The organism is Methylococcales bacterium, from assembly GCA_030949405.1.
GTDB lineage: Bacteria > Pseudomonadota > Gammaproteobacteria > Methylococcales > Methylomonadaceae > WTBX01.
On record JAUZSN010000002.1, the window covers coordinates 2744630 to 2761802 of the forward strand.

Sequence of the window (17173 nt, forward strand, 5' to 3'; positions counted from 1 at the left end):
CTTATTTTTTTATCCTAAAATGGGTGTTTCTATGCCAATAACAATCCTTGTTGTTGAAGACGAAGAGGCTATTCGAGACATGTTAGCCATGGTTCTTGAACAAGCGGGCTTAACTATTTTTGCCGTGGCCAGTGCTGAGGAGGCGTTACAATTTTTGACCGATAATCCCTTACCTGATTTATTAGTTTTAGATTGGATGCTACCAGGAATTAGCGGGATCAAATTAACGCAACGTTTAAAAAAAGATGATATTTATCAGCAAGTTCCCATTATTTTATTAACCGCTCGAGGTGAAGAGGACGATAAAATTAAAGGGCTCGATTGTGGTGCTGATGATTACATGACTAAACCTTTTTCACCCAAAGAATTAATTGCGCGTATTAAAGCTATTTTGCGTAGACAAGGGGGCTTAGAAACTAAAGCGATTATTTCGGTCGGTCCCATTAATTTAGATCAAGAACAGCACCGCCTAAGCATTAATAATAAAAATTTAGTCATGAGTCCAACTGAATTTCGTTTAATGCACTTTTTTATAACCCATCAAGATAAGGTTTATAGTCGTACTCAATTATTAGATCATGTTTGGGGGCGTAGTACCTATGTTGAAGAGCGAACCGTTGATGTTCATATTCGCCGTTTAAGAAAAATTTTACTCCCCCATCAGTGTGATACGCTCATTCAAACAGTTCGCGGATTTGGGTATCGCTTTTCTCTAACGGATTAACTCATGTGGGAATGGCGAAAAGAAATTATTAAACTGCTGTTGTTTATCCTCTTAGCGGGTATTTTAAGCACGTTTATGGGCTATTTTTTCCCGATGTTGAGCCTAATTTTACTCTTTGCCCTTATTCGCCAGTCGCTCTTAATTACTCAATTAGAACATTGGTTAAGTCATGGGGCGGGCGGTGAAATTCCACGGGGCTTAGGAATATGGGAGGATATTTATTATCATTTTTACCGTCTAAGGGTAACCAAAAAAAAACGCAAAAAACAGTTAAGTAAAATACTCAAACAATTCCGTCAATCAACCGATGTTTTACCTGATGCCGCTGTTGTTTTAGGACAAAACGATGAAATTGAATGGTCAAATAAGCTGGCTAAAAATGTATTGGGTTTAAAAAAATCGGATAAAGGCCAACGCCTGCCTAATCTTATTCGACAGCCTGCGTTTATTGATTACTTGAACAATCATCAAGCTCATAACCCCCTCATTATTAATTCCCCCGTTAATAATCAATTAATATTACAACTTCGTTTGGTTAATTATGGAACAGGTCAGCGGTTATTGATTGCTCAAGATGTGACCCAACAAAAAAAAATGGAAGTGATGCAGAAAAATTTTGTTGCGAATATTTCCCATGAATTAAGAACGCCGTTAACCGTATTAAAAGGCTATTTAGAAACCTTACAAGAACAACCGTCTGAAACCCATTCTAAACTTTTAAAGCATTCTCTGGGCCAGATGTCCGCACAAACTGACCGAATGCAATACCTCGTCAATGATTTATTATTATTGGCTCGCTTAGAAACACAACAGCAAACAATAAATTATGTTGATATAGCTCAATTAATTACACTTATTTGTAGCGAAACCAATCAGCATGAATTTGCATCACGAATTAAATTACAACTTGAAACTAAACTAGGTTTACAGGGAAACCGTGAAGAGTTATACAGTGCCTTTAGCAACTTAATTATCAATGCCTTAAAATATTCGCCTAAGGACTCAACGATAAACGTCATTTGGTCAAAACAAGGCGAGCAATTATGTTTTGATGTGATTGATAACGGCGAAGGCATCGCCCCTGCACATATTTCACGCATAACCGAACGTTTTTATCGGGTGGAAATTAAACGTGACCGTAAAATAAACGGAACGGGGTTAGGGTTAGCGATCGTCAAGCATGTGCTGATGCGTCATGAGGCTCAATTAGAGGTTAATAGTCAATTAGGTCAAGGCAGTCATTTTCGTTGTATTTTTAAACGATAAGGCCGGTAAGAGATAAAAATCATGGATATGCATCAACAACATAATTTAAAAGATAAAGTTTTTGACTATCAACAAAAATTAGAAGAAAACCCTCAGCACCTAACGGCTTATTACAATATGGGCGTTATTCTAAAAAAACTAGGGTGCTTAGAGCAGGCGGTTGATGCCTATAAAAATCAATTAAACGTTAACCCATTACATGAAAAATCTTGGAATAATATAGGGACGGTTTTATTTAAACAGGAAAGGTACTCAGAAGCCAAAAAATCCTTCAATAAAGCGTTGGAAATTGATCCCACTTATGTGTACGCGCTTACAAACTCAGCCGAGTTAGCGTTAGTAGAAAAAGATTATCCCCTTTGTTTACAGTATGTAAATGAAATTTTGAAACTAGTCACTGATAATACCGAAGAATACATTCTCGCCCCGTTTATAATTTGGTTAACTGCCGCTGATAAAAGCTATCAACCTGTACTGGATGCCATTAAAAATCAAGATAATGAACATGCGTTTAACTGGAATTTTGAAAGCCTTGAATTAGTTATTTACACACTTTGTAAATCGCAACAAAAAATTGCCGAAAGTTTTATCGCTTATTTCAATAAGGACTTAAGCTTATCAGGACTACAAGAAAGATTAAAAAATGATTAAAAAGAAAAGATTAGGCTTGGTAATGGACTAAGATGCCTTTAAAATAGGGTTTTATCTGAAAAATTGACGCTGTGAAATTTCAAAAAGAATTTGATGTAATTGTCATTGGGGGCGGTCATGCAGGAACAGAAGCCGCATTGGCTGCTGCTCGTTGTGGCTGTAGCACCTTATTATTAACCCAAAATATTGATACGCTTGGCCAAATGAGTTGCAACCCTGCCATTGGGGGCATTGGTAAGGGTCATTTAGTGAAAGAAATTGATGCCCTTGGCGGAGTCATGGCAAGGGCAATTGATCATGCAGGGATTCAATTCAGAACCTTAAATGCCAGCAAAGGCCCTGCTGTTAGAGCGACTCGCGCTCAAGCCGATCGTGTTTTATATAAACACGCCGTGTGTAAAACCTTAGAAAATCAACCGAATTTAAGGCTCTTCCAGCAAACCGTATCGGACTTAATCGTTGAAAATGATCAGGTCATCGGCGTTAACACTCAAATGGGATTATCGTTTCATAGTCACACCGTCGTTTTAACCACGGGTACATTTCTAGGCGGACGCATTCACATTGGGCTTGAAAACTATACAGGAGGACGCGCGGGTGATCCTGCCTCTATTGCCTTAGCAGAACGATTACGTGAACTTCCCTTTAAAGTTGATCGTTTAAAAACAGGCACGCCCCCACGCATTGACGGGCGGACGATTGATTACAGTCAACTGGAAACCCAACAAGGGGATACACCGTTACCTGTATTTTCATTTATAGGGTCACGTCAACAACATCCGCGACAAATTCCGTGTCATATTACTCGAACCAACCGTAAAACTCATGACATTATTCGTCAGGGCTTGGACCGATCACCGATGTATTCGGGGGTTATTGAAGGCGTAGGCCCTCGTTATTGCCCGTCCATTGAAGATAAAGTAATGCGTTTTGCAGACCGTGATTCACATCAAATTTTTGTTGAACCCGAAGGATTAGAGACCCACGAAGTTTACCCCAATGGTGTTTCGACCAGTTTACCTTTTGATGTTCAATATGCGTTTATTCGTTCAATGCAGGGGTTTGAAAATGCTGAAATTATTCGACCCGGTTATGCCATTGAATACGATTACTTTAACCCCATTGATTTAAAATCCTCGCTTGAAACTAAATATGTCCAGAATCTTTTTTTTGCAGGACAAATTAATGGGACAACGGGTTATGAAGAAGCCGCCGCACAGGGACTTATTGCAGGGCTTAATGCCGCTCGTTTGGTAAAAGGAGAAACGAGTTGGTGTCCACGTCGTGATGAAGCCTATATAGGGGTTATGATTGACGATTTAATTACCTGTGGTACACAAGAGCCTTATCGAATGTTTACCAGTCGAGCAGAGTACCGTTTATTATTGCGCGAAGATAATGCCGACTTACGCCTTACTGAAAAAGGGCGCGAATTAGGCTTAGTTGATGATAAACGATGGTCTACGTTTATTGAAAAACGGGAGGCGGTTACTCAATTACAAGCCCAGTTAAAACAAAAATGGATTCGACGCGATAGCCCAGAAGCCGCCCAAGTTGAAACACTCTGGGGTAAAAAATTGCAAAAAGAAGTGAATTTAATGGGCCTATTACGCCGTCCTGAAGTTGATATTAAAAACTTATTACCCTTTTTGAATACCGATGAAATTAATCAATCAGTCTCGGAACAAGTCGAAGTTCAAGCTAAATATGCTGGGTATATTGAACGACAACAAACGGAAATTAATCGAGCGTTACGTTATGATGATTACCCCTTATCAACCTCATTTGATTATCAACAAGTCCCTGGGTTATCAAATGAAGTCCGTGAAAAATTACAACGACATCAACCCGAAACCCTAGGGCAAGCCTCACGAATACCGGGGTTAACACCCGCAGCCATTTCACTTTTATTAGTCTATTTAAAAAAGAAACATGATTAGAACTATTTTAACGTCAGGTATTACCGAGCTAGGCTTAAGTGATGAGCCTCAAAAACTTGAAAAACTAATCGCTTTTATCGACTTAATAATAAAGTGGAATAAAGCCTACAATTTGACCGCGATTCGTAATCCAGAAGAAATGGCTCGGCTTCATATTTTAGATAGTCTCGCCATTAGCCCTTATATTCGGGGGCAGCGATTAATTGATATAGGAACAGGGGCGGGTTTACCAGGGATTCCATTAGCTATTTATCATCCTGAGATGCAATTCACATTACTGGATAGTAATGCTAAAAAAACACGTTTTGTCCAGCAGGCGATATTGGAATTGAAATTAACCAATGTGATAGTTCAGCATCATCGAGTTGAAGATTTTAAACCTGAAATAGGATTTGATACCGTCACTTGCCGTGCGTTTTCGAGCATGGACACTATCATGCAATTAACCGCCCATTTATTTAATGATAAGGGCTTATTATTAGCCATGAAAGGACAAACACCCAAGGATGAATTAGCCTTATTAAGTCAACATTATAACTTAATTAACTTAACTGTCCCCAGTATTGACGCAGAGCGGTGTTTAGTCTGTATTGAAACTTAAACGTGAAGCCTAAAGAGACGTGAATCATCGCGTCTCTTTAAACCAATACGGGTGTGATTTACTCGTCGCAATCATCCTCTACGACGAGAGGCATCTCAACCGATTCTTTTATAGCCGCTTCGGGTTCTATTTTTTTATCAGCGACCTTAACCAACCAGCCATTCGTGCCTTTACATTCAAGCTTTGCACTCACAAACGCATTAATACGAATAAATTTTCCTGTGTATTCCGCAGGTATTTTACTGGTGATGCGATAAAAACTATTGTGGTTTTCGATTTTGTATTTAATAATTTTATTTTTGATGACAATTTTAACCGAATCCGCCACCACTTTATTTGATAATACAAAGCTAAATTCAGATTCAGGCTCAACTTCTATTCTTGCTGGCACTTTATAAACGGGTAATGAAAACCGTTCAAACCGTGGTTTTTTACATTGCTCATCAACAGCACCGCCATTATAAGCGGAAGCACTGTAACTCGTAATCAAGACCGAGAAAAGAAGTAATGTTTTTAGTATTTTTTTCATAATTATCTTCACTTTATTTAGGTTGTTAGGGTTGTAACCTAAGTCACATTTTGAACCGTTAGTTTAGTAGATTTTATAAGCCTATGAAAAGAGTTTAATCCATCGAGTTCAAATTAAAGTAATTCACTTGACGAAAAGGTTATGAATCGCGTACCTTTGATTTATTCAATTACTTATCAATCCACAAAAACCTTCATGATAGACACACAAGCCGCTTTACGCTTTCGGCGTTTAGGAATTTTAGCGATTTTTGCCATTTACTTAGTTATTTTAGTCGGGGGATTAGTGCGTGCATCAGGCGCAGGCATGGGCTGCCCTGATTGGCCAACCTGCTTTGGGCAATGGGTTCCCCCCACAGATGAATCCCAACTCCCTGCTAATTATCATGAAATTTATGCAGAACGGGGTTATAAAGATACCGTTTTTAACCCTATAAAAACATGGACAGAATATGCCAACCGTCTGGTTGGAGTTAGCATTGGAATTTTTATTATTTTTACCGCGTGGGCATCACGAATTTATTTAAAAGCCGATAAAGGCGTTTTTTACTTATCGTTATCGGTCTTATTGTTAGTGTGTTTTCAAGGATGGTTAGGTTCTGCGGTTGTTGCCAGTAATCTTAAACCCTTTATGATTACCCTTCACATGTTATTGGCCTTATTCATTGTCGCCTTGTTGATTTATGCCATTGCGCGTTCACAGCGTGACTTTATAGCACAATTAGAAACAACCGCGATTCCCCCCATGATTAAAACCACCTTAATCATCGCAATGGCCATGACCTTATTACAAGTCATCATGGGGACACAAGTTAGAGAAGCCGTTGATTTCATCGCCAATGAACATGGCTATATTAATCGTGACTATTGGCGTGATAGTTTTCCGATGGTTTTTTATATTCACCGCTCATTTTCCGCTCTAATTTTATTCATTAACTTAGGTTTAAGTTGGAAAATTTATAGCCATGTCAATAAAGGACATTTATTAATTCCTGCGGTGGGGAGTTTAATGGGCTTAATTATTACCGCTATTTTGGCAGGTGTTAGTTTAGATCGCTTAGGAATGCCTGCGGTGGCTCAACCCATTCACTTATTGATGGCCAATTTAATTTTTGGAGTCCAGTTTTTTATTTATACCTGTTTACGTTATGCAACGACAAGCGAGCCGAACGTTACCCCTCGATAACACTTAAAATTAAATAACCTTAACCCTCTAAAAAATTTCGTAATAAATCATGCCCATGCTCGGTTAAAATAGATTCTGGATGAAATTGCACGCCTTCAATAGCGAGTTTTTTATGTCGAACCCCCATAATTTCATCCATTTCACCCGCTTCATTTTCAGTCCAAGCGGTCACTTCTAAGCAATCAGGTAAGGTGGATTGCTCAATCACCAACGAGTGATAACGGGTCGCAGTAAACGGGTTATTTAACCCTGTAAATACACCTGTATTATGATGATAAACAGGTGAAACCTTACCATGCATAATTTGTTTTGCATGAATAATATTTCCGCCAAAGGCATGGCCTATACTTTGATGACCTAAACAAACGCCTAAAAGAGGGATTTTTCCTGCAAAATGTAAAATTGTTTCCACAGAAATTCCCGCTTCTTTAGGCGTACAAGGCCCTGGAGAAATCACAATTTTGTCAGGATTAAAGGCCTCAATTTCAGCGATACTCGCCTCATCATTACGTATTACAGTGACCTCAGCCCCTAATTCACCCAAATACTGGACTAAATTATACGTAAACGAATCATAATTATCAATCATGATTAATTTTATAGAACTCATTGAGACTCTCCTGCTAAACCTGCTTCTGCCATTGCCACCGCTTTAAAAACAGCCCGCGCTTTATTCATCGTTTCATCCCATTCATTTTGGGGGACCGAATCATAAACAATCCCAGCCCCTGCTTGAATATGTAAAGTTTCATCTTTAATGACCGCCGTTCTAATCGCAATAGCGGTATCTAAATTGCCAGACCATGAAATATAACCCACGGCACCCGAGTAAACTCCGCGTTTAATCGGCTCAAGTTCATCAATAATTTCCATCGCTCTAATTTTAGGCGCACCGCTCACGGTTCCTGCTGGAAATGTAGCGGCTAAAACATCAAAGGCATCATAATCGGGATTTAAATCCCCCGTTACATTAGAGACAATGTGCATCACATGGGAATAACGTTCAACCAACATTTTTTCAGTGAGTTTTACCGAGCCTATTTTAGAGACACGTCCCGCATCATTACGCCCTAAATCAATTAACATTAAATGTTCGGCTAATTCTTTAGGATCAGCGAGTAATTCTTTTTCTAATTGTTCATCTTCTTGCTTATTTGCACCCCGTGGCCGTGTTCCAGCAATAGGGCGTACCGTCACCATATCATCTTCTAAACGAACTAAAATTTCAGGGGATGAACCCACAACATGAAAATCCCCTAAATTTAAATAGTACATATAAGGGGAAGGATTTAAACACCGTAAAGCTCGATATAAGTTTAAGGGCGAGGCCGTATAAGGAATTGATAAGCGTTGCGATAAAACAACCTGCATAATATCGCCATTCGTAATATATTCTTTAGCTTTTAAAACCGCCTCTTTAAACCCTTCTTCTGTAAATTCTGAAACAAAATCACTTTCATTAACCTGCTTAGGCGCGGGATGTTTGGGGGGGTGAGCTTTTAAATTACGTAATTGATTAATGAGTTCATCTAAACGCTGCTGTGCTTTTTGGTAGGCATGATACGTTTCAGGATTCACATGTGTAATTAACACAACTTTGCCTGATAAATTATCAAATACCAACATTTCTTCAGAAACCATTAATAATATATCAGGGCAATCCAATGCATCCGCCTTATCGGATGATTTTAATTTAGGTTCAATATAAGCAATGGTTTCATAACCAAAATAACCGACAAGTCCCCCACTAAAACGAGGTAAACCCTCTATATCAGGCACGTTATAGCACGCTTTAAAATCGTCAATCCAAAGTAAAGGCTGAGGATGTTCAAACGATTCAGTAATTTCACCCTCTTTTTCAAGTGTAATTAAATTACCATAAATTTTAACAACGGTTTTACAGGGTAAGCCAATAATTGAATATTGTCCCCATTGTTCCCCTCCGTGTACCGATTCAAATAAATAACTATAGTCCCCATCAGCGAGTTTTAAATACGCACTTAAGGGCGAGTCTAAGTCCGCTAAAATTTCGCGGCATACGGGGATGCGATTATAGCCTTGTTCGGCGTAGTGGTTGAATTGTTCTAAGGTCATTATTAACGTGTTATTTTATTATTTTATCGTATTTAACATGAATTATTAATTTAGAAGCCGGTCAAACTTAATTATTGAGCTTAACAAATTTCTAGTAAGCTATTCAGAAACCACTAAATTTCCGAGCCTTATACATGCCCTGATTTTTTATTGAAATCCATCAGAAAACTCATTTCTAAAGTAGTGAATTAAAGAAAATTTGTATCGCCTAAAATTTCAGTTTCAAAAAATTTGAACCAACGTGAGTTTAGAAGAACGATCAAATGGCTTTATCATATAGCAAATATAATAAAAGAGGTATTAACTTTTCTTTAATAAAAATGCACTTGACTATTAAGTTTACGCTAAGAACGTGAAATAATAGCCCCTTCATCTTCAAACATAGATAAAACCAATGGCGCAATATATATATTCCATGAATCGGGTCGGAAAAATCGTCCCCCCGGAAAAACATATTCTTAAAAATATCTCCTTATCTTTTTTTCCAGGCGCAAAAATTGGGGTTTTAGGCTTAAATGGGTCGGGTAAATCGACCTTACTTCGCATTATGGCGGGCATCGATACCGATATTGAAGGGGAAGCCATTCCACAAAAAGGCATTAAAATAGGGTATTTATCGCAAGAACCGCAATTAGACCCAAATAAAGATGTTCGCGGAAATGTTGAAGAAGCCGTTGTTGAAATGAAAACGACCCTCAGCGCATTAGATGCTGTTTATGCCGCTTATGCCGAACCGGATGCTGATTTTGATAAATTGGCGGTCGAACAAGCTCGTTTAGAAGATATTATTAATGCAGCGGATGGACACAATTTAGAGCGTCAATTAGAAGTCGCTGCCGATGCGTTACGTTTACCGCCTTGGGATGCCGATGTTTCTAAATTATCAGGCGGGGAAAAACGGCGAGTGGCGTTATGTCGTTTATTGCTCTCAAGCCCTGATATGTTATTACTCGATGAGCCGACTAACCATTTAGATGCTGAATCGGTTGCTTGGCTAGAGCGTTTTTTACATGATTTTACTGGCACGGTCGTTGCGGTGACTCATGATCGTTATTTCCTAGATAATGTCGCAGGATGGATATTAGAGCTTGATCGAGGCATGGGAATTCCTTGGGAAGGCAACTATTCCACTTGGTTAGAACAAAAAGAACAGCGTTTAGAACAAGAAGAACGTCAAGAAACCTCACAAATGAAAGCCATGAAAGCCGAGCTTGAATGGGTACGTTCTAATCCTAAAGGTCGTCATGCAAAAAGCAAAGCCCGTTTAGCGCGTTTTGATGAGTTATCCTCTAAAGAATTTCAAAAACGGAATGAAACCCAAGAAATTTACATTCCACCTGGCCCGCGTTTAGGGAATATGGTTATTGAAGTTGAAGGGATTAATAAAAGTTTCGGTGATAAGGTTCTGGTTAATGACTTGAATTTTAAATTACCCCCTGGCGGAATTGTAGGTATTATCGGGGCTAATGGCGCAGGTAAAACCACCCTATTTAGAATGATGGCTGGGTTTGAAGAAGCCGATAGCGGATCAGTGACACTCGGAAAGTCCGTACAATTAGCCTATGTGGATCAATTACGCGATGACATGGATGATAAAAAAACGGTTTGGGAAGAAATTTCAGATGGGTTAGATCTTATCACCGTAGGAACCTATGAGACCTCATCCCGCTCTTATGCAGGGCGTTTTAACTTCAAAGGAGCCGATCAACAAAAACACATTGGTAATTTATCGGGCGGTGAACGTAACCGTGTTCATTTAGCTAAATTACTGAAACAAGGGGGGAATGTATTATTACTCGATGAACCCACGAATGATTTAGACGTTGAAACCTTACGGGCTTTAGAAAATGCAATTTTAGCCTTTCCAGGGTGTGCGGTTGTAATCTCTCATGATCGTTGGTTCTTAGACAGAATTGCGACCCATATACTGGCCTTTGAAGGCGATAGTGAAGTGCTTTGGTTTGAAGGAAATTATGAAGATTATGAACTAGATCGTCATAAACGCCTAGGGACAGATGCCAACAATCCTCACCGAATTAAGTATAAAAAATTAGCCTAATGCAAATAAATTAAAAAATAGCTTGCCTAATTTTAAAAAGTCTTTATAATTGTATTCTTCTTATCGGGTTGTTAGCTCAGTTGGTAGAGCACCGCACTTTTAATGCGATGGTCGAGCGTTCGAATCGCTCACGACCCACCATATATATCATTGAAAAGCCTCGCTTTTTAAGTAATCAAGCCGACCTAGTGTCGGTTTTTTTATGTCTAAAATATTAAAAGTGTCAACAAAGTGTCAACATTTAATTAATCATAGATTAATGTAAATTTTTCCGATATTTGGCACACTTTTTAGTTTATATTTGGCACACTTTTAAATGGCTATTCAGCCTTTAAATGTTCCTCTATCCCTTCTTTTTCTATTTCAAAATATTGTGTATTTAAAAGATATATGGCACATCTATATTAATTTGATTTTTTGATATTTAATGTAAATTTTTCCGATATTTGGCACACTTTTTAGTTTATATTTGGCACACTTTTAAATGAGCTATTCAGCCTTTAAATGTTCTTCTATCCCTTCTTTTGCTATTTCAAAATATTCATTGTCAATCTCTATTCCAATAAATTTACGCTTCAATTCTTTGGCGGCTTTTCCTGTACTGCCACTTCCCATAAATGGGTCACATACCATATCGCCTTCTTGGGTCACTAATTGTATTAATTGCCTCATCAACTCAACTGGCTTTTGTGTTGGATGTTTGAATTTATAATGCTCTTTATGCACTCGCAATACAGAAGCAAGTCGTTTCCCTTTAATATGAGCATCATAACAACTCCTAGCTCCGCAAGACTTTTTAGTGCCTGTAACTGTTATTCCATGTTTAACTGCTTTTTTACCAAACCATTTTTCGCCGTCACGCCACGACACAAAATCGCTGCCTGTTTTAAAACCCCTTAACTTTCCCACCAATCGCTTTAAATCTGCTTCAATATTATGAGGCGAGATTAATTTATCGCTGGCTATTTTATTAATCCATACCTTATTAATAGTTGCCTGTCCTTTACAAAACAACGCCATTTGCTCATGGGTTCGCATTAGGGGCGCGACTGGCGATGATAATCTAATTTTATCCCAGATTAATTCTTCCTTAAAATTAAACCCCAAGGTACTACACAATACACCCCATCTATAAAAAGAAATGCCTCTGCCGAAGTAAATCAAAAAGCCATCTTTTTTAAGGACTCTAAAGCATTCTTTAAATAACTTAACCTCATCAAAATGCCTGTCCAGCTTATGTTTTTTAAGGTAAAGATAAGGTGGATCAAATATCAAAGCATCAACACTTTCATTGGGAAGTGTTTTTAAGGCTTCTAAACAATCGGCTTTTATTAATTGATTACTCATAGTCAACCCATGCGTTACGGTTGGTTGGTTGGTTGGTTATTGTTTGTTTTCATTGTCGTTATTGTCAAATTATTTTATACTGCTTCTGCACTTACGCGCGTTGTTGCTCCTGCGTTACTCCATGTGTGAGTCACACTTGTTGCATTCCATACTCCATTTATCCCCTCTCTAAATTCCTGTAATATTATATGTCCTTCTGCTGCGACCGCAGGGTTTCCAATGGCTAATGTAAAATTCATTTTAGCCTCATCCCGTTTTAGTTTTGCTAATTCAGATTTAGATGCCGATTCGGCTTCATCTTTTGAGTCGTAAGTATGTCTTAAAACCTTCTGAGGTTTCTCACTACTTGTTTCGACTTTTTCAACTTTGGCTGTTGCTTTATTATGCCATTTTGCTTGTATAGAATTTATCGCGGGACGCTCTGCACGCGTCATACTATATGAGGGTTTACATTGATTTTTTGTGATTTTTATTGGTGGGACAGGGTTTCCACTTACCGCCCGACTTGCGCCTCGCTTTGAAAAAATTAAATAATTTTGCGTCACTTTGACTACGGCATCATATTTTTGAGCGATTCGAGATAGAAGATGAATATCTGACTCATCCGTCTGAGCAAGATCTTTGATTTTTTTTCCAGATAAATCTGAGCCAACTTTAGGACTTAACCCATGCTTACTGGCAACTTCAGAAACAATCTCTTTCACCGTTTTATCTTCCCATTGTTTGGTTTTTTGATCCTTTATCGTTCCTTTACTTCCTAAATCGGCAGCTTTACCGCGTATAACCATTTTTTCAGGAGAACCTGATAACGTAACCTCATCAACTGTATATGTCCCCATATTAACCAGTCCCTTGTTGCCCTTGAAACCTAATGAAACTTCTATGCTTGCTCCTGTTTTTGGCATTTCAAGCATGGAATCTCTATCATCAAGAGTCAAGCTAACACTATCAGAATCCCAGCCAGCTTCATCTGTGATCGTTAATGATAGCAGTCTCGTTTTAATAAGATCAGTGACATTTGAGCCGTTCACAGACACCTTATATATAGGAGTCATTCCCAAATCCTTATAGGCGTTATATCGTTTAGGGGAATGGGTAAATCAGGTAACGTGATATAAATGCCCGTTGATAAAACTTCAGGTTGCTCTGATAGATTCTGATTGGCTTGTAGCACTAACTCAACAACACCCTCTTGCACGCCATAATTTTTGTAGCAAATATTATCTAACATATCGCCATCCTTAGTTAAATACTTACTCATCGTCTTCACCATATCGAATTAAATTCATCGTAAACTCAATTTTTCTACCGACCCCGTTGCTTAATAATATGCTATTGGTTTCTGCAATTTTCACGATACACCATTTCCCTAATATCGCCCCAGTTCCGCTGACAAGCATCAAAGGTTTACCTTCTTCAGCGGAAGACTTCATTCGTACGATTTGAGAATGGCCGCCTGCAAAATCGGGTAAAATCGTACCATTCAGCGTTATTTCATCACTTCCGATTCCCAGAAACTGCTGCGCTGGCCTTTGCCCAATGCGTTCTTGAGCTTTCCATCTGTAGCTCGTAGTACGCTGTAACGTCTCGTATGCTGCTGTATGCAACGAAAAAATATAACTCCCTAAAATCATACTAATCATAGAGCTGCCCCCGCTGCATTACTTCTTACGATTCCTTAATTTTAGCAACAACAATTTCGGCTAATTCTTCGCTATCTTCATTTGAATTTTGATTAATTGTGATATTAAGCGTTATTTGCGGTGAAATTGTTTGTGTATTGCTTTTATTGAGTGACGTTGGTTCTTCTGAAGTTTTGTTTATTGCATTATCAATATTGATTTTTGCAATATTTTCCTCTTGTTGTGATTTACCAAGCATGTCAATTTGCACTGGCTCTAATGATTTAAAGGAAAACTCTTTAGGGATTGCATTAACAGCTTTTTGAATCTCTCCGATGATGCTAAAACCTTGAGAGAGAACGGTGGTTATTTTTTGAGCATCGCCTAATATTTCATTTTTAGATTCAGGTAGAGTTTGCGCTAAATCATTATTGGTAACAGTTAAATCCTGCTCTAATGGCTTAATAACAGGCTTTGTGGACATAGCATCTACTGATTTTTGAGTTTTACCAAGCTCAGATGCAGGCAAATCCTGTGCTTTAGATAACAAAGGAACACCAAAATCTTTATTTTTGATACCGATATTCGTATCAACCATAAACCCTTTTGAAATAACGTCAGCAATTTTTTGAGTTTCACTAATAGGCTTATTCTTGCTCTTAACTAAACCTTGCTCTAAACCTTGATTGATGAATCCGCCGTACTCCATAAAAACACGGCTCGGACTATGAATTCCTAACGCGCCTTTGAACGCGCTTTTAATACTAGTACCGATTGATAGAATTTTAGCTTTAACCTTGCCATAACCTGCGCTCAATCCTTTTAGTAGTCCTGACATGATATGGCCGCCTATCGCCAGAAACGCTGAAGCCATGCTCATACCTTTTGATTTTAAACGATCAAAATACACGACCCCTTTAGCAACAGCTTCACCGATCCATACACCAATACCCTTAACGCCTGTGGCTAAAAACCCAATAACATGAGCTACGGCTGAAATTGCCGCGCCCAATTTCATACCAAAATCCTGACCAGCAGTTGCCGCACTATCTAGCTCACCTTTAGTGGCTTCTAAGGGACTAAACAACTGACCCAGCCAACCAAAAACAATCCCAAGAGATTGACCAATAGAGCTAAAAATAGGCTGTAAAGGAGCTAATGCTTCCATCACAGGAGCTAATCCTGTTTTCAAACCCTCCCACACTCCTCCAACAAAAGCCTTGATTGGTTGCCAATATTGCCAAACTGCTACTGCCAATGCTGCAACTGCCACAATAACTAGACCGATAGGGTTAGCGGTCAAAGCCGCATTCAAAGCCCATTGTGCAGCGGTCATTAACGCTGTACCCACCGCCAAGGCTTTTTGTTTAACGGCTAATGCGCTAGTAACAACTTGATGTCTAACCAATGCAATATTAGCGCGCATGGTTGAAATTCTAAAAAAATCGAAGGTGGCACGACCAAAAACCAGCGCGTCACTTAATAAAGTCGCACCAAATTTAGCCGCCAACGAGGAAACTTTAAATGTAATTAGGGCGGCAACTGTACCGATAATAGCATTAGTTAATTTAGGATGTTTTTCTGCAAAAGCGACTACTTTTAGTAATATGCCACCGATTGCATCAGCCCCTTTATTAACCGCAGGTAATAAAACACTGCCCACTGTAATAGCTAAATTTGTGGCTTTATTTGATAATAATTGCAGTGAATTAGCTGTGGTCTTGCTTCTTACATCGTACTCAGCTTGCATTGAACCTGCGTATTTTGACGACTCACCGACTTTATCTAAAGCTCCTTTATAAATATCTAAACCGCTAACTAATTTAGCGACAATATCATTATGATTTTTTCCAAACATATCAGTTATCACTCCCATCAACTGATCTTTAGGAACTTTCGTTTTTAGTGCCTCCATAACCATTAAAATAGTTCCTTGAGCATCTTTTTTCATACCACTTCCAATCTGCTTGGCTGTCATCCCTAAAGGCTTAAGCATCTTGTCGTCAAAAGTATCCTTTGCTGTTGCTAATGCTGTAAAGATTGCCTTCATGCCTGTGGCGGCAATTTCGGGCGGTGTTTTCAGTGCAAGAAAAGTCGCACCCAATGCCCCCACTTGTTTGCCTGTCAACCCAATTAATTTGCCAACAGAGCCAACGCGATTAGCAATATTAAGCATATCACTAGCTTTGGCATCCATATTATTAGAAAGATGGTTGTATGCGTCCCCTAATGAAACCACCTCTTTTTGAGACAACTGAAAAATTGAACGCATCCCTGTCATTGCCGAACCTGCTTGCTCGCCAGACATATCAAACGCCACACCCATTTTTGCAGCATCTTCAGTAAATCTTAACAACTCATTTTTAGCAATCCCTGCCTGACCTGCCGCCGCCATAATGTCGCCTAGACCTTGAGCCGCCATAGGTATCTCAGTTGACATTTTAAGAATTGATTGCCCCATCGCATCAAAATCAGCTTTGCCGTCAAAATTAACGACTTTACCGACATCTGCCATCACCGACTCAAACTCAATCGCTTTTTTAATCGGTAACGCCATCGCCATACCCAGTCCAAGCGTTCCTACGATTTCTCCTTGTAATTCAGAGCGACGATTACGATTACTATCTAAGGTTTGGCGACGTTGGAGCTGGCGATTAATTCGTGCTTCGGATTGCTCAAGCCTGCGATTTTCATTAGCAATATCACCTATTTCTAAACCATAGCGATTAGCCGCAGCGGTGGCTTGCTGTAATTCTTGTTCAACGCGATCAATTTCATCAGCTAAATCACTACTACCGCTTTCAGTTTGAGATTGCTGCTGATTGAGCTGTCTTAATTGATTTTGAAGCCGTACAACATCAGTCCCTGCTGTGCGAGCAAGCCGCGTCCTACCTAACCGTTGATTTAACTGCTCTGCTTCGCGTGAGGCATTAGCAAATGCACGCCCCAAACTTGGATCAGTTGTCGCACCAATAGTAATACCTAATGAAATATTGCTCGCCATGATTCTTTCCACTTAAATGGACATAAAAAAAGCCTGCTAGGATCACTCCATCAGGCTTTTGGTTCAAACTCTTTAATCGCATCAAACCAGTGCATTAGCTCTTCAAACGAAAATTCTTTAATTTCCGTTAAACTCCAGCCTGTGCGTATTG

At 39.0% G+C, this 17173-nt stretch carries 15 protein-coding genes and 1 tRNA gene; 8 read left to right on the forward strand and 8 right to left on the reverse strand.

Going from position 1 to position 17173, the window contains the following annotated elements:
* Positions 1-31: 31 nt before the first annotated feature.
* The 5 genes from phoB to rsmG all read left to right on the forward strand — a co-directional run bounded on the left by phoB (position 32) and on the right by rsmG (position 5182).
* On the forward strand, positions 32-724 hold the full coding sequence (phoB, locus tag Q9M50_14045) for a phosphate regulon transcriptional regulator PhoB (protein MDQ7091733.1): 693 nt from the start codon (positions 32-34) through the stop codon (positions 722-724).
* Between the two features lie 3 nt (positions 725-727).
* Entirely contained in the window at positions 728-1990 is a 1263-nt protein-coding gene (phoR, locus tag Q9M50_14050; GenBank protein ID MDQ7091734.1) for a phosphate regulon sensor histidine kinase PhoR, read from the forward strand.
* Between the two features lie 27 nt (positions 1991-2017).
* A complete protein-coding gene (locus tag Q9M50_14055; GenBank protein ID MDQ7091735.1) occupies positions 2018-2641 on the forward strand; it encodes a tetratricopeptide repeat protein in 624 nt (207 codons plus the stop codon).
* 71 nt (positions 2642-2712) lie between these two features.
* A complete protein-coding gene (mnmG, locus tag Q9M50_14060; GenBank protein ID MDQ7091736.1) occupies positions 2713-4581 on the forward strand; it encodes a tRNA uridine-5-carboxymethylaminomethyl(34) synthesis enzyme MnmG in 1869 nt (622 codons plus the stop codon).
* Entirely contained in the window at positions 4574-5182 is a 609-nt protein-coding gene (gene rsmG, locus Q9M50_14065; protein MDQ7091737.1) for a 16S rRNA (guanine(527)-N(7))-methyltransferase RsmG, read from the forward strand. Before mnmG ends, rsmG begins: the two co-directional genes overlap by 8 nt.
* A 58-nt stretch (positions 5183-5240) precedes the next feature.
* On the opposite strand, the gene Q9M50_14070 is transcribed toward rsmG, so the two are convergent.
* Positions 5241-5711 (reverse strand): hypothetical protein, encoded by a 471-nt coding sequence (locus Q9M50_14070; GenBank protein ID MDQ7091738.1) that lies wholly within the window; start codon positions 5709-5711, stop codon positions 5241-5243.
* Positions 5712-5906: 195 nt separating this feature from the next.
* Here Q9M50_14070 and Q9M50_14075 point away from each other — a divergent pair, with 195 nt between their 5' ends.
* Entirely contained in the window at positions 5907-6896 is a 990-nt protein-coding gene (locus Q9M50_14075; GenBank protein MDQ7091739.1) for a COX15/CtaA family protein, read from the forward strand.
* Between the two features lie 19 nt (positions 6897-6915).
* Here Q9M50_14075 and Q9M50_14080 read toward each other — a convergent pair whose 3' ends face one another.
* Positions 6916-7506, reverse strand: coding sequence for an aminodeoxychorismate/anthranilate synthase component II (locus Q9M50_14080; GenBank protein MDQ7091740.1), 591 nt, complete (start codon positions 7504-7506; stop codon positions 6916-6918).
* Positions 7503-8990 carry an anthranilate synthase component I gene (gene trpE / locus Q9M50_14085; protein MDQ7091741.1) on the reverse strand — a complete coding sequence of 496 codons (1488 nt, stop codon included), beginning with the start codon at positions 8988-8990 and terminating at the stop codon, positions 7503-7505. Before trpE ends, Q9M50_14080 begins: the two co-directional genes overlap by 4 nt.
* 394 nt (positions 8991-9384) lie before the next feature.
* On the opposite strand from trpE, the gene ettA reads away from it, so the two are divergent.
* Both ettA and Q9M50_14095 read left to right on the forward strand, forming a co-directional pair.
* A complete protein-coding gene (gene ettA, locus Q9M50_14090; GenBank protein MDQ7091742.1) occupies positions 9385-11049 on the forward strand; it encodes an energy-dependent translational throttle protein EttA in 1665 nt (554 codons plus the stop codon).
* A gap of 65 nt (positions 11050-11114) precedes the next feature.
* Positions 11115-11190: transfer RNA gene (locus Q9M50_14095), tRNA-Lys, on the forward strand.
* Between the two features lie 348 nt (positions 11191-11538).
* Here Q9M50_14095 and Q9M50_14100 read toward each other — a convergent pair.
* From Q9M50_14100 to Q9M50_14120, 5 genes are all read right to left on the reverse strand, one after another.
* Entirely contained in the window at positions 11539-12396 is an 858-nt protein-coding gene (locus tag Q9M50_14100) for a site-specific DNA-methyltransferase (protein MDQ7091743.1), read from the reverse strand.
* 74 nt (positions 12397-12470) lie between these two features.
* On the reverse strand, positions 12471-13451 hold the full coding sequence (locus Q9M50_14105) for a contractile injection system protein, VgrG/Pvc8 family (GenBank protein ID MDQ7091744.1): 981 nt from the start codon (positions 13449-13451) through the stop codon (positions 12471-12473).
* Positions 13448-13657, reverse strand: coding sequence for a tail protein X (locus Q9M50_14110; protein ID MDQ7091745.1), 210 nt, complete (start codon positions 13655-13657; stop codon positions 13448-13450). Before Q9M50_14110 ends, Q9M50_14105 begins: the two co-directional genes overlap by 4 nt.
* Positions 13650-14039 (reverse strand): phage tail protein, encoded by a 390-nt coding sequence (locus tag Q9M50_14115; GenBank protein ID MDQ7091746.1) that lies wholly within the window; start codon positions 14037-14039, stop codon positions 13650-13652. Before Q9M50_14115 ends, Q9M50_14110 begins: the two co-directional genes overlap by 8 nt.
* 25 nt (positions 14040-14064) lie before the next feature.
* On the reverse strand, positions 14065-17022 hold the full coding sequence (locus Q9M50_14120; GenBank protein ID MDQ7091747.1) for a phage tail tape measure protein: 2958 nt from the start codon (positions 17020-17022) through the stop codon (positions 14065-14067).
* Between the last annotated feature and the right edge of the window lie 151 nt (positions 17023-17173).

Excerpts from the sequence above, each read along its gene's own strand:
- phoB (MDQ7091733.1), top strand. The coding sequence starts at position 32 with ATGCCAATAACAATCCTTGTTGTTGAAGACGAAGAGGCTATTCGAGAC.
- phoR (MDQ7091734.1), top strand. The coding sequence starts at position 728 with ATGTGGGAATGGCGAAAAGAAATTATTAAACTGCTGTTGTTTATCCTC.
- Q9M50_14055 (MDQ7091735.1), top strand. The coding sequence starts at position 2,018 with ATGCATCAACAACATAATTTAAAAGATAAAGTTTTTGACTATCAACAA.
- rsmG (MDQ7091737.1), top strand. The coding sequence starts at position 4,574 with ATGATTAGAACTATTTTAACGTCAGGTATTACCGAGCTAGGCTTAAGT.
- Q9M50_14070 (MDQ7091738.1), bottom strand. The coding sequence starts at position 5,711 with ATGAAAAAAATACTAAAAACATTACTTCTTTTCTCGGTCTTGATTACG.
- Q9M50_14075 (MDQ7091739.1), top strand. The coding sequence starts at position 5,907 with ATGATAGACACACAAGCCGCTTTACGCTTTCGGCGTTTAGGAATTTTA.
- Q9M50_14080 (MDQ7091740.1), bottom strand. The coding sequence starts at position 7,506 with ATGAGTTCTATAAAATTAATCATGATTGATAATTATGATTCGTTTACG.
- trpE (MDQ7091741.1), bottom strand. The coding sequence starts at position 8,990 with ATGACCTTAGAACAATTCAACCACTACGCCGAACAAGGCTATAATCGC.
- ettA (MDQ7091742.1), top strand. The coding sequence starts at position 9,385 with ATGGCGCAATATATATATTCCATGAATCGGGTCGGAAAAATCGTCCCC.
- Q9M50_14100 (MDQ7091743.1), bottom strand. The coding sequence starts at position 12,396 with ATGAGTAATCAATTAATAAAAGCCGATTGTTTAGAAGCCTTAAAAACA.
- Q9M50_14105 (MDQ7091744.1), bottom strand. The coding sequence starts at position 13,451 with ATGACTCCTATATATAAGGTGTCTGTGAACGGCTCAAATGTCACTGAT.
- Q9M50_14110 (MDQ7091745.1), bottom strand. The coding sequence starts at position 13,657 with ATGAGTAAGTATTTAACTAAGGATGGCGATATGTTAGATAATATTTGC.
- Q9M50_14115 (MDQ7091746.1), bottom strand. The coding sequence starts at position 14,039 with ATGATTAGTATGATTTTAGGGAGTTATATTTTTTCGTTGCATACAGCA.
- Q9M50_14120 (MDQ7091747.1), bottom strand. The coding sequence starts at position 17,022 with ATGGCGAGCAATATTTCATTAGGTATTACTATTGGTGCGACAACTGAT.